General features: G+C 71.3%; 13 protein-coding genes and 3 tRNA genes. 5 read left to right on the forward strand and 11 right to left on the reverse strand.

Annotation, left to right across the window (positions count from 1 at the left end; all coding sequences use genetic code 11):
* Positions 1-56: 56 nt before the first annotated feature.
* The 4 genes from rplK to ACZ6CL_RS22940 all read right to left on the reverse strand — a co-directional run bounded on the left by rplK (position 57) and on the right by ACZ6CL_RS22940 (position 2049).
* Complete coding sequence (gene rplK / locus ACZ6CL_RS22925) at positions 57-491, reverse strand: 50S ribosomal protein L11 (protein WP_009715899.1); 435 nt, start codon at positions 489-491, stop codon at positions 57-59.
* Between the two features lie 166 nt (positions 492-657).
* A complete protein-coding gene (gene nusG, locus ACZ6CL_RS22930) occupies positions 658-1494 on the reverse strand; it encodes a transcription termination/antitermination protein NusG (protein WP_468938112.1) in 837 nt (278 codons plus the stop codon).
* Positions 1495-1573: 79 nt separating this feature from the next.
* Positions 1574-1867 carry a preprotein translocase subunit SecE gene (gene secE / locus ACZ6CL_RS22935; RefSeq protein WP_009715901.1) on the reverse strand — a complete coding sequence of 98 codons (294 nt, stop codon included), beginning with the start codon at positions 1865-1867 and terminating at the stop codon, positions 1574-1576.
* Positions 1868-1976: 109 nt separating this feature from the next.
* A tRNA-Trp gene (locus tag ACZ6CL_RS22940) sits at positions 1977-2049 on the reverse strand.
* A 241-nt stretch (positions 2050-2290) separates the two neighbouring features.
* On the opposite strand from ACZ6CL_RS22940, the gene ACZ6CL_RS22945 reads away from it, so the two are divergent.
* Positions 2291-3529: a pyridoxal phosphate-dependent aminotransferase gene (locus ACZ6CL_RS22945; protein ID WP_468938115.1), complete on the forward strand. Its 1239-nt coding sequence runs from the start codon at positions 2291-2293 to the stop codon at positions 3527-3529.
* Between the two features lie 146 nt (positions 3530-3675).
* Entirely contained in the window at positions 3676-4689 is a 1014-nt protein-coding gene (locus ACZ6CL_RS22950; RefSeq protein WP_468938116.1) for an adenosine deaminase, read from the forward strand.
* Positions 4690-4726: 37 nt separating this feature from the next.
* Here ACZ6CL_RS22950 and ACZ6CL_RS22955 read toward each other — a convergent pair whose 3' ends face one another.
* The 6 genes from ACZ6CL_RS22955 to ACZ6CL_RS22980 all read right to left on the reverse strand — a co-directional run bounded on the left by ACZ6CL_RS22955 (position 4727) and on the right by ACZ6CL_RS22980 (position 7298).
* Positions 4727-5782, reverse strand: a complete 1056-nt coding sequence (locus ACZ6CL_RS22955) for a UDP-N-acetylmuramate dehydrogenase (protein ID WP_468938117.1) — start codon at positions 5780-5782, stop codon at positions 4727-4729.
* An 80-nt stretch (positions 5783-5862) separates the two neighbouring features.
* Positions 5863-6297, reverse strand: coding sequence for a MaoC family dehydratase (locus tag ACZ6CL_RS22960; RefSeq protein WP_468938119.1), 435 nt, complete (start codon positions 6295-6297; stop codon positions 5863-5865).
* On the reverse strand, positions 6294-6758 hold the full coding sequence (locus tag ACZ6CL_RS22965) for a MaoC family dehydratase N-terminal domain-containing protein (RefSeq protein ID WP_468938121.1): 465 nt from the start codon (positions 6756-6758) through the stop codon (positions 6294-6296). Before ACZ6CL_RS22965 ends, ACZ6CL_RS22960 begins: the two co-directional genes overlap by 4 nt.
* An 83-nt stretch (positions 6759-6841) precedes the next feature.
* Positions 6842-7006 (reverse strand): 50S ribosomal protein L33, encoded by a 165-nt coding sequence (rpmG, locus tag ACZ6CL_RS22970; protein WP_009715907.1) that lies wholly within the window; start codon positions 7004-7006, stop codon positions 6842-6844.
* A 90-nt stretch (positions 7007-7096) separates the two neighbouring features.
* Positions 7097-7169: transfer RNA gene (locus ACZ6CL_RS22975), tRNA-Met, on the reverse strand.
* Between the two features lie 56 nt (positions 7170-7225).
* Positions 7226-7298, reverse strand: a tRNA-Thr gene (locus ACZ6CL_RS22980).
* A 198-nt stretch (positions 7299-7496) separates the two neighbouring features.
* On the opposite strand from ACZ6CL_RS22980, the gene ACZ6CL_RS22985 reads away from it, so the two are divergent.
* Both ACZ6CL_RS22985 and ACZ6CL_RS22990 read left to right on the forward strand, forming a co-directional pair.
* Positions 7497-8798, forward strand: coding sequence for an amidohydrolase family protein (locus ACZ6CL_RS22985; protein WP_468938123.1), 1302 nt, complete (start codon positions 7497-7499; stop codon positions 8796-8798).
* A gap of 24 nt (positions 8799-8822) precedes the next feature.
* Complete coding sequence (locus tag ACZ6CL_RS22990) at positions 8823-9497, forward strand: SDR family oxidoreductase (RefSeq protein WP_468938125.1); 675 nt, start codon at positions 8823-8825, stop codon at positions 9495-9497.
* 166 nt (positions 9498-9663) lie between these two features.
* On the opposite strand, the gene ACZ6CL_RS22995 is transcribed toward ACZ6CL_RS22990, so the two are convergent.
* On the reverse strand, positions 9664-10497 hold the full coding sequence (locus tag ACZ6CL_RS22995; protein ID WP_468938127.1) for a DUF1206 domain-containing protein: 834 nt from the start codon (positions 10495-10497) through the stop codon (positions 9664-9666).
* A gap of 149 nt (positions 10498-10646) precedes the next feature.
* Between ACZ6CL_RS22995 and ACZ6CL_RS23000 the strand changes: the two genes are divergently transcribed.
* Positions 10647-11882: an amidohydrolase family protein gene (locus ACZ6CL_RS23000; RefSeq protein ID WP_468938129.1), complete on the forward strand. Its 1236-nt coding sequence runs from the start codon at positions 10647-10649 to the stop codon at positions 11880-11882.
* Positions 11883-11987 lie beyond the last annotated feature (105 nt).

The raw sequence follows: 11987 nt of genomic DNA on the forward strand, positions 1-11987 counted from the left end.
GAGTCGTGGTCCGGACCGCGCATTGGTCCTGCCACGGTGGTGCTACGGGGTGGCTGTCAGCCCTCGACCGTGATGCCCATGGAACGGGCGGTGCCGGCGATGATCTTCTCGGCGGCGTCCAGGTCGTTGGCGTTCAGGTCGGGCATCTTGGTGGTGGCGATGTCGCGGACCTGGTCGCGGGTGATCTTGGCGACCTTGGTCTTGTGCGGCTCGCCGGAGCCCTTCTCCACGCCCGCGGCCTTGAGGATCAGCTTCGCGGCCGGCGGAGTCTTGGTGATGAAGGTGAAGGAACGGTCTTCGTAGACCGTGATCTCCACCGGCACGACCATGCCACGCTGCGACTCGGTCGCGGCGTTGTAGGCCTTGCAGAACTCCATGATGTTGACGCCGTGCTGACCCAGCGCGGGGCCGACCGGCGGGGCCGGGTTCGCGGCGCCGGCCTGGATCTGGAGCTTGATCAGCCCCGTGACCTTCTTCTTCTTGGGAGGCATGCTCTCTCCGGGTCCTAGTGAGAGGTGGTCCGCCTCCGTTCCGGTCATCCGGATGGAGGCATACCGCACAACGATAACGGGTATGGATGCGCGGCTTAAAACCGAGCAGGTCAGACGGGCCCCGGAAGGGCCCGTCTGACCTGTCGGAAGGGTGGGGGAAGAAGCGTCAGTTCTTCTGGATCTGGTCGAAGCTCAGCTCGACCGGGGTCTCCCGGCCGAAGATCTCGACCAGGCCCTTGACCTTCTTCGAGTCGGCGTTGATCTCGTTGATCGTGGCCTGCAGCGTGGCGAACGGGCCGTCGGTGACGGTGACGGAGTCGCCGACCTCGAAGTCCAGCACCTGGACCTCGACCTTGCGGCTGGGCGCCGGGGCGCCGCCCTCTTCGGCGGTGGCCTTGGCGGCCTTCTCCTCGGCCTCCGGGGCGAGCATCTTGACGATCTCGTCCAGGGTCAGCGGGTACGGGTCGTAGGCGTTGCCCACGAAGCCGGTGACGCCGGGGGTGTTCCGCACGACGCCCCAGGACTCGTTCGTCAGGTCCATGCGCACCAGCACATAGCCCGGGAGCTTGTTCTGGCGGACGTTCTTGCGCTCGCCGTTCTTGATCTGGACGATCTCTTCTTCGGGGACCTCGGCCTGGTAGATGAAGTCCTCGACGTTCAGCGAGACGGCACGCTGCTCCAGGTTGGCCTTCACGCGCTTCTCGTAGCCCGCGTAGGTGTGGATCACGTACCACTCGCCGGGCAGCCCGCGCAGCTCCTCGCGGAGCGCCTCGACCGGGTCGACGTCGACCTCGACCTCGGCGGCCTCCGCGGTCTCGTCCTCGGCGACCTCGACGACGGCCTCGGCCTCGTCCTCGACGTGCAGCGCGGCCTCCTCGGCGGGCTCGCCCGCCGCGGCGTCAGCGGCCTCAGCCTGGTCGGAGTCCGCCGCCTCGACGATGTCGAGCTCGTCCTCACGGGACTCGACGGGCTCGGCGGCGTCGTTCAGGTTCGGGTCAGACACGGTGGCTGCTTCTTCCTGGCTTCAAGGGGTGGAACGTGCGAAAGGGCGCTGCCGGGACACGGCCGCCCTCCGCGGGATCTCAGCCAAAGACGTACTTGATGGCGTTGTTGAACCCATAGTCAATCACGGTCACGATGCCAATCATGATCAGCACGAAGACGATCACCACGCTGGTGTACGTCGACAGCTGGCTGCGCGTGGGCCAGACGACCTTGCGCAGCTCGGCGATGATCTGGCGGTAGAACAGCGCGAGGCGGCCGAACGGCCCCTTCTTCGCGCGCTTGCCACCACGGCGGCCCTTCTTGGTCGCCACCTCGTCCTCGTCGGGACGACCGCTCTCAGGCGTCGCGGTGGAGCCAAGGGCTTCCGTCACTCGTCCTCACCTGAATCCGGGTCGTGGCCGTGCCGCGTCCGGCCCGGCCGCACAGCGGTGCTTGTCCTTGCGTACGCATGCACGCACCCTGACGATCAAGTGCGTGTAGCAGGGCCGGAGGGACTTGAACCCCCAACCGCTGGTTTTGGAGACCAGTGCTCTACCAATTGAGCTACGACCCTTTGCGGCAACCCCCAACCTACCGCATCCATCCCGCTGCACGGAGTGTGCGGGTCGGATACGTCTGTTGAGCGGCCAACGACGGTTGAGTGTACGTGCTTGACGGCCAGGCGTCGAACGAGAAGCGCCCGCGCCCTTCGGTCAGCTTTCCACTCGGCTTCCGCTCGGGTTTCGGCAGGGGACTTGTGTGAGTCTCGTTAAACCCGTGTACCGCCCTTTTCGCCCGTCTGCGACGATGCCTCTATGACCGCTGCTACTCCCCCAGTACAGTCCCCGACCGACCGACGGGTGTCGGCCCGGATCGGTTCCATCTCCGAGTCCGCCACCCTCGCCGTCGACGCCAAGGCCAAGGCCCTCAAGGCCGCCGGGCGCCCGGTGATCGGCTTTGGCGCGGGCGAGCCGGACTTCCCGACGCCCGACTATGTCGTCGAGGCGGCGGTGGCGGCTTGCCGTGACCCCAAGTTCCACCGGTACACCCCGGCCGGCGGGCTTCCCGAGCTGAAGGCCGCCATCGCCGCCAAGACGCTGCGCGACAGCGGCTACGAGGTCGAGGCGTCCCAGATCCTGGTGACCAACGGGGGCAAGCAGGCGATCTACGAGGCGTTCGCCGCGATCGTCGACCCGGGCGACGAGGTCATCGTCCCCGCGCCGTACTGGACCACCTACCCGGAGTCGATCCGGCTGGCCGGCGGTGTCCCGGTGGACGTCGTCGCGGACGAGACGACCGGCTACCGCGTCTCCGTCGAGCAGCTGGAGGCCGCCCGCACCGAGCACACCAAGGTGCTGGTCTTCGTCTCGCCGTCCAACCCGACCGGCGCGGTCTACAGCCGCGAGCAGATCGAGGAGATCGGCCGCTGGGCCGCCGAGCACGGGCTGTGGGTGCTCACCGACGAGATCTACGAGCACCTGGTCTACGGCGACGCGACGTTCCACTCGCTGCCGGTGGTGGTGCCCGAGCTGCGCGACAAGTGCGTCGTGGTCAACGGTGTCGCGAAGACGTACGCGATGACCGGCTGGCGGGTCGGCTGGATCATCGGCCCGAAGGACGTGGTGAAGGCCGCGACCAACCTCCAGTCGCACGCCACGTCCAATGTGAGCAACGTCGCGCAGGCCGCCGCCCTGGCCGCCGTCTCCGGTGACCTCGACGCCGTCGCCACGATGCGCGAGGCGTTCGACCGCCGTCGCCGCACCATCGTGCGCATGCTCAACGAGATCGACGGCATCGAATGCCCGGAGCCGGAGGGCGCGTTCTACGCCTACCCGTCGGCGAAGGGGCTGCTCGGCAAGGAGATCCGCGGCAAGCGGCCGCAGACCACCGTCGAGCTGGCCGCGCTGATCCTGGAAGAGGCCGAGGTCGCCGTGGTGCCGGGTGAGGCGTTCGGCACACCGGGCTATCTGCGGCTGTCCTACGCACTGGGCGACGAGGACCTCGTCGAGGGCATCTCGCGGGTCCAGAAGCTGCTGGCGGAGGCGCGCGCTTAAGCGCCTCCCCCATGAGAGCGGGCGCCCGGCCACGGCTGGGCGCCCGCTCTCGTTCGGGCCCGGTCCGGACTCGGATTCATGTACGGGCAAGCCCACGTTCGGCGAAAGCGGTACCGGCGGCTCCGGACGTGCGGCAAAATCTGCAGATGGCACGCGATGTACATCTGCTCCCCAAGGCGCATCTGCATCTGCACTTCACCGGCTCGATGCGCCCCGGCACGCTCCTCGAACTCGCCGACAAATACGGCGTCCACCTGCCCGAGGCGCTGAGCGGCGGCGAGCCGCCGAGACTGCGGGCGACCGATGAGCGCGGCTGGTTCCGCTTCCAGCGGCTGTACGACATCGCGCGGTCGTGTCTGCGGGAGCCCGAGGACATCCAGCGGCTGGTGCGCGAGGCCGCCGAGGAGGACGTCGCGGACGGCTCCGGCTGGCTGGAGATCCAGGTCGACCCCACCTCGTACGCCCCGCGCCTGGGCGGGCTGATCCCGGCCCTGGAGATCATCCTCGACGCGGTCGAAAGCGCCTCCCGGGACACCGGGCTCGGGATACGGGTCCTGGTCGCCGCGAACCGGATGAAGCACCCCCTGGAGGCCCGCACCCTGGCCCGGCTCGCGGTGCGCTTCGCGGACCGCGGGGTGGTCGGCTTCGGGCTCTCCAACGACGAACGGCGCGGTTTCGCCCGCGACTTCGACCGCGCCTTCGCCATCGCCCGGGACGGCGGGCTGCTCGCCGCCCCGCACGGCGGCGAGCTGTCCGGGCCGGGCAGCGTCCGCGACTGCCTGGACGACCTCGTCGCGGCCCGGGTGGGCCACGGGGTGCGTGCGGCCGAGGACCCGCGGCTGCTCGCCCGGCTGGCCGACCGCGGGGTGACCTGCGAGGTGTGCCCGTCCTCCAACGTCGCGCTCGGGGTCTACGAGAAGCCCGAGGACGTACCCCTGCGCACCCTGTACGAGGCCGGGGTGCCGATGGCGCTGGGCGCCGACGACCCGCTGCTGTTCGGGTCGCGGCTGGCGGCCCAGTACCAGCTGGCGCGCGAGCACCACGGGTTCAGCGACGAGGAACTGGCCGAGCTGGCGCGGCAGTCGGTGCGGGGGTCGGCGGCGCCGGAGGATGTGCGGGGGCAGCTGCTGGCCGGGATCGACGGGTGGCTGGCGGGTTGAGGAGACCACTTCCGAAAATTCGGAGGTGGCTTCGCGGCTACAGGCTCACGCCCACCGTCACCGGCTCGTTGACCAGCCGTACGCCGAACGCCTCCTCGACCCCGGCCACCACCTCGCGGGCCAGCGCCAGCAGGTCCTCGGTGGTGGCCTCGCCGCGGTTGGTGAGGGCGAGGGTGTGCTTGGTGGAGATGCGGGCCGGGCCGGTGCCGTAGCCCTTGGTGAAGCCCGCCTTGTCGATCAGCCAGGCCGCGGAGGTCTTGATCCGCCCCTCCCCCGCCGGGAAGGCGGGCGGGGCGATGTCGGTGCCGAGGCGGTCGGCGACGCGGGCCAGGAAGGCCTCGTACGCGCTCTCGGTCAGCACCGGGTTGGTGAAGAACGATCCCGCGGACCAGGTGTCGTGGTCCTCGGGGTCGAGCACCATGCCCTTGCCCGCGCGCAGCGACAGCACGGTCCGGCGGGCGGTGTCGGCGGGCACCCGGTCGCCCACCTCGACGCCGAGCACCCGGGCGGTCTCGGCGTACTTGATGGGCGCGGACGCCCCGCCCGCGTCCTCCAGCTCGAAGCGGACCCGCAGCACCACGTGGCGGTCCGGCTCGGCCTTGAAGCGGCTGTGGCGGTAGGAGAAGTCGCAGTCGGCGGCGGAGATCGTCACCACGGCGTCCTCGCGGCGGTCGTAGGCGACCACCTCGCTGAGGGTGGCGGAGACCTCCTGACCGTACGCCCCGACGTTCTGTATCGGCGTCGCGCCCGCGGAGCCGGGGATTCCGGCCAGGCACTCGATCCCGGCGAGGCCCGCCTCGACCGTACGGGCCACCGCGGCGGACCAGTTCTCGCCCGCGGCCAGCTCCAGCCGGGTGCCGTCGAGGATGAAGCCGGTGGTCGCGATGTGCAGGGCCGTGCCGTCGAAGCCCTTGTCCGCGATGACCAGGTTGCTGCCGCCGCCGATCAGCAGCAGCGGGGTGCCGGTCGCGTCGGCCTCGCGGACCGCGGCGATCACCTCGTCGTCCGTGGTGGCCGTGATCAGCCGGGTGGCCGGGCCGCCGAGGCGGAAGGTGGTGAGGGGGGCGAGGGGGGCGTCATGGAGTTCCTGCACGCGCTCCAGAGTACGGGGGCGCCCCCGGCGCGGTGCCGGGGGCGGTGCGGCGTGGACGCGAGGGCCCCGCCGGACAGGGCCTAGGCGAGACGGACGACGGCGCGGGCCATGCCCAGCACCTTCTGGCCCTCGCTGGTCGCCGTGATGTCCACCCGGACGGTGCGGGCCTCGTCGTCCAGCTTGGCGGCGACCTTGGCGGCGACCTCGATGAGCGCGCCCTTGTCGTCGTTCGGGACGACGACCGGCTTGGTGAAGCGCACGCCGTAGTCGGCGACGGTCCCGGGGTCACCGGTCCAGTCGGTCACCACACGGATCGCCTCGGCCATGGTGAACATGCCGTGGGCGATGACGTCGGGGAGGCCGACCTCCTTGGCGAACTTCTCGTTCCAGTGGATCGGGTTGAAGTCGCCCGAGGCACCGGCGTACCGGATCAGGTCGGCGCGGTTCACCGGGAAGATCTGCGCGGGAAGTTCGGTGCCGACCTCGACGGCGTCGTACGAGATCTTGGCGGTCATCTGCTGTCCTCCGCTTCGGCGGCGCGCGCCACCAGTTTCGTCATCGCGGTCACCACGTGCTCGCCCGCGGCGTCGCGCACCTCACCGCTGATCAGGATCACATCGTTGCCCGCGAGGGACTTGATGTCGTCGATCCTGGTGATGACGGTGAGCCGGTCGTCCGCCTCGATGGGCCGGGTGTACGTGAACTTCTGGTCGCCGTGCACCACCCGGTTGAAGTCCAGGCCCAGCTGCGGGTCGCCGACGACCAGGTGCCGTGCGGCCTTGAAGGTGATCGCGAAGACGAACGTGGGCGGGGCGATCACATCGGAGTAGCCGAGCGCCTTGGCCGCCTCCGGATCGGTGTAGACCGGATTGGTCTCGCCGATCGATTCGGCGAATTCGCGGATCTTCTCCCTGCCGACCTCATACGGGTCGGTGGGCGGGTAGGTCCGCCCGACGAAAGACGGATCAAGCGCCATCGCCTCGGCACCTCCTGCGGTTGATGACTAACGAAACGAGGCCACCCCCGCTAGTGGGGGCGGCCTCGAATGAGAGTTTATTGCTATCGCGTCTCGCGGTGCGCGGTGTGCGCGTTGCAACGCGGGCAGTGCTTCTTGATCTCAAGACGATCCGGGTCGTTACGCCGGTTCTTCTTGGTGATGTAGTTCCGCTCCTTGCACTCCACGCAGGCCAGCGTGATCTTCGGGCGGACGTCGGTGGCAGCCACGTTGAGTGCTCCTTGACGAACGGATAGGACAGAAGAACGCAGTAAAGAGTAGCCGACCGGAGGACCGACCCCACAATCGGCTACTGTGTGTAGCGGTGACCGGACTTGAACCGGTGACACAGCGATTATGAGCCGCTTGCTCTACCGACTGAGCTACACCGCTTCGATGTGATCAGGACCCCGTCCAACCGGAGTCGAACGGGATACCTCGCACATCAGAGCCCCAATACGGAATCGAACCGTAGACCTTCTCCTTACCATGGAGACGCTCTGCCGACTGAGCTATTGGGGCGAGCGATGAAGACATTACACGCTCGGCCGCCGAAGGTGAAATCCGTATCGGCCCAGGGCGATCGCGTGCGACACAGCGTGCTCACGCACCACCTCACGCACCACACCGGTACGACTATTCGGCTCCTCCGCGAAGCCGTCGCCGCCTGGTCCTAGGCTCGGGTCGCCCCGAGTGATCTTGCGCCGCCCCAGGAGTGCGATGCCCGAGAGCCAGCCGCCCGAGAGCCATCAGCAGCAGCCCTCCGGCAACGACGGCGGGGCGACCGGCGGCCCCACCGCGCTGGTCCTCGGCGGCGCCCGGCTCGCCGACGGCCGAACGGTGGACGTACGGCTCAGCGGCGGGCGGATCGAGGCGGTCGGCACGACCGGGAGCCTGGTCCCCGGGCCGCGGCTCGACCTCGGCGGCTATCTGCTGCTCCCGGCCCCCGCCGAACCGCACGCGCACTGCGACACCGCCCTGACGGCCGACATCGCGGGCCCCGTCCCGGACGCCGCCGAGGACGTCCAGCGCCGCACCACCGAGGCCGCCCTGCTGCACCTCGGCCACGGGGCGACCGCCGTGCGCACCCATGTGCGGATCGGCGGGGTGCACGGTCTGCGCTCCCTGGAGGCGGTCCTGGAGGCCCGGCACAGCCTGCGCGGACTCATCGACCTCGGCGCGGTCGCGGTGGCGCGGGTGCTGACCGGGGCGGCCGGGGCGGACGGGCTCGCGATGCTGCGGGACGCCGTACGGATGGGCGCCTCCGCCATCGGCGGCTGCCCCGACCTCGACCCCGACCCGACCGGTCACGCCGAGGCCCTCCTCGACCTCGCCGCCCGCACCGGCTGCGCCGTCGACCTCCACACGGACGGTGACGACCCGGCCCGGCTGGCCCGGCTCGCGGCGATGGCCGGGGGCCTGCGGCCCGGCGTCACCATCGGCCCCTGCGGCGGGCTGGCCCGGCTGCCCCGGGACGTCGCGGGGCGGATCGCCGACCGGCTCGCGGCCGCGGGCGTCACCGTGGTCTGCCTGCCGCAGGGCGACTGCGTCGGGCTGGAGGATCGGGGCGAGCAGGGGGCGCGCGTGGCCGGGTGCGCGCCGGTGCGGCTGCTGCGGGCCGCGGGCGTCCGGGTGACCGCCGGGAGCGGCGCCCTGCGCGACACCGTGAACCCGGTGGGGCGCGGCGATCCCCTGGAGGCCGCCTACTTGCTCGCCTCCCGGGGCGAACTGGGGCCTGCGGAGGCCTACGACGCGGTCTGCGCCCGGGCACGGGCCGCGCTGGGGCTGCCCGAGGTGCGGGTGGAGGCCGGGTTCCCCGCGGAGCTGCTGGCGGTGCGGGGCGACGGGCTCGCGGGGGTGCTGTCGCTCGCGTACAGCCGGGTCGTGGTGCACGACGGGCGGGTGGTCGCCCGCACCAGCGCGGTCCGGGAGTACTGCGACTCGGCCGCCGCGGTCGCCCTCGACCTCCCCCGCCAGTCCCGCCCCCGGTCCCGCCCTCCGGACGGCGACGCGCAGGCGTAGCCCAAGCGGCGTACGGTCGGGATCATGCGCATTGTCATCGCTGGTGGACATGGACAGATCGCGCTGCGGCTGGAGCGGCTGCTCTCCGCGCGCGGAGACGAAGTGGCGGGCATCATCCGCAAGCCGGAACAGGCGGGCGACCTGCTGGCGGCGGGCGCCGAACCCGTCGTCTGCGACCTCGAATCGGCCTCCGTGGACGACGTGGCCAAGCACTTGGAGGGCGCGGACGCGGCGGTCTTCGCCGCCGGTGCGGGTCCCGGCAGCGGGGCCGCCCGCAAGGAGACCGTCGACCGCGGGGCCTCGGTGCTGTTCGCGGACGCGGCCGAGCGGGCGGGCGTACGGCGGTTCCTCACCGTGTCCGCGATGGGCGCGGGGCACGAGCCCCCGCCCGGTACGGACCCGGTCTTCGCCGCCTACCTGCGCGCGAAGGGGGCCGCGGACGACGACGTCCGGGCGCGCGGCGCCCTCGACTGGACCGTGCTGCGCCCGGGGCGCCTCACCGATGGCCCGGGTACGGGTCTGGTGCGGCTGGCCGAGCACACCGGCCGGGACGAGGTGACCCGCGACGACGTGGCCGCCGTCCTGGCCGCCCTCCTCGACGAACCGCGTACGGCGGGCCGCACCCTGGAGCTGCTGGGCGGCTCCACGCCGGTGGCGGAGGCGGTGCGGGCGGCCGCGGACGGGGCCGTGGGCGGCTGACGGGTGCGGGGGCGGGGGCGGGGCGCCCCCGCCCGGCGTGCGGTCCGGTCCCGGCTCGCGCTGGGCAGGTGTCGGGCGGGGGCACAGCGCGAGCAGGTCGGGGGCCGGGTGTCCCCGGTTTCGGGGAGGGGCGGGGCAGGGGAGAGGAACCCGGCCCGGCGCCTGGTCAGACGCGGCGCCAGCGGGCCATGGCGAAGGAGAACACGCCGAACAGCGCCAGCCCCACCGCGACCGCCACCAGCAGCCACGGCCCGGCCGAGGTCGCGGCGAAGGTGCGCAGGGTGTCGTCGACGCCCTTGGCCCGGTCCGGGTCGTACCGTACGGCGGCCGAGACGGCGAAGCAGCCCGCCGCGGCGAACACGGCGCCGCGTGCCGCACCGCCGCACACGCCCAGGGCCTCGACGGCGCGTTCGGCCCGGCGGGGGATCCGGGAGAGCGCCAGGTGCTTGCGGAAGGTGCGCAGCAGGGCCCGTACGGCGATCCACACCCCGGCCCCGGCGACCACCGCACCGGCCAGGCCGACCAGCCACCGTCCCTCCGGCAGGGCTAGGGCGCGGGCCGTGACGTCCTGGGACTGGCGGTCGCTGGAGCCGCTGCCCGCTTCCCCGGCCGCGAAGGCGAGGACGGAGTAGGCGACGAAGGCGTAGAAGACCGCGCGGGCGGCGCCGGCGAGGCGCTTGGTGGCCTTGCGGCCGTCCGGCCCGGCGGCCCCGAAGACCGCCTCGGACAGCCGCCACAGCGCCATGCAGACCAGCCCGGCCCCGACGGCCCAGACCAGCGCCTCGCCGAACGGCTGCTGGGCGAGGATCTGGAGGGCCCCGCTCCGGTCGGCCTGTTTGCCGCCGTCGCCGAAGGCGATGCGCAGCGCGATGACGCCGACGAGCAGGTAGAGGACGCCGCGGGCGGTGAGGCCGCCGCGGGCCGCGGCCTCGATGGCGCGGTGCGGGGCTCCGGTGCGTGGTGCCGGTCCCAGTCCTCGTGCGATCGACGACACGTTCACCGTTTACCTCCGATGTCCGAACCCGGCCGCTGGTGCGGCGTTTGCCCCGGACGGGTCGGCGGAAACGGGAGCGGCCCTCTCTTGTTGCCTGAGGCGATCACCTCTACTGTGAATCTGACGGATCGTCAGATTATCGGGGAGATGAGGCCATGACGGGCGAGACGACCGGCGCGACCGAGCTGCCCATGGTCATCAGCGTGGACGACCATGTGATCGAGCCCGCCCATCTCTTCGAGACCTGGCTCCCGGCCAGGTACCGGGACCGCGGGCCGAAGCCGCTCACGGCCGGGATCGGGGAACTTGCGTACGTCGGCGGCAAGTACCGCATCACGACCGACCCGGACGGCCCGCTCACGGACTGGTGGGAGTACGAGGGCGGGCTGTTCCCGTACAAGCGGATCATCGCGGCCGTCGGCTTCTCGCGCGACGAGATGACCCTGGAGGGCATCACCCGTAAGCAGATGCGCCGCGGGTGCTGGGATCCCAAGGCCCGGATCGCGGACATGGAGATGAACCACGTCGAGGCGTCGCTGTGCTTCCCGACCTTCCCCCGCTTCTGCGGCCAGACGTTCGCCGAGGCGGACGACAAGGAGGTCGGGCTGGCCTGTGTGCGGGCGTACAACGACTGGATGGTGGAGGAGTGGTGCGGTGACAGCGGCGGGCGGCTGATCCCGCTGTGTCTGATCCCGCTGTGGGACGTCGAGCTGGCCGTACGGGAGATCCGCCGGAACGCGGCGCGGGGCGTGCGGGCGGTGACGTTCAGCGAGATCCCCACCTACCTCGGCCTGCCCAGCATCCACAGCGGCTACTGGGACCCGTTCTTCGCCGAGTGCGAGGCGACGGGGACGGTCGTGTGCATGCACATCGGCTCGTCCTCGCAGATGCCCGCCGCCTCCCCCGACGCCCCGCCCGCCGTGCAGGCGGCGCTGAGCTTCAACAACGCCATGGCCTCGATGACGGACTTCCTCTTCAGCGGCGTCCTGGTGAGGTTCCCGAGGCTGAAGCTCGCGTACGCCGAGGGCCAGATGGGCTGGATCCCCTACGCCCTGGAGCGCGCGGACGACGTATGGGAGGAACACCGGGCGTGGGGCGGCGTGCGGGACCTCATCCCGGAGCCGCCGTCCACGTACTACTACCGGCAGATCTACTGCTGCTTCTTCCGCGACCGGCACGGCGTCGCCTCGCTCGACACGGTCGGCGTGGACAACGCCACGTTCGAGACCGACTACCCGCACGTGGACTCCACCTGGCCGCACACCAAGCGGGTCGCGGCCGAGCATGTCGCGGGGCTGCCGCCGGAGACCACGTACAAGATCCTGCGCGGCAACGCGATCCGGATGCTGGAGCTGGACTTCGACAAAGCCGACAAGGACCGGACGGTCTGACGCCAAGATTCCGGCCATCATGGCCGGAATTCCGGGCGACCCTCTTGCCTTTCGGCGGCGGCGGCCATGGGATCGACGCATGTCTGAGCGTCAGCACGCCGCGCA

The organism is Streptomyces sp. NPDC041200, assembly GCF_055591805.1.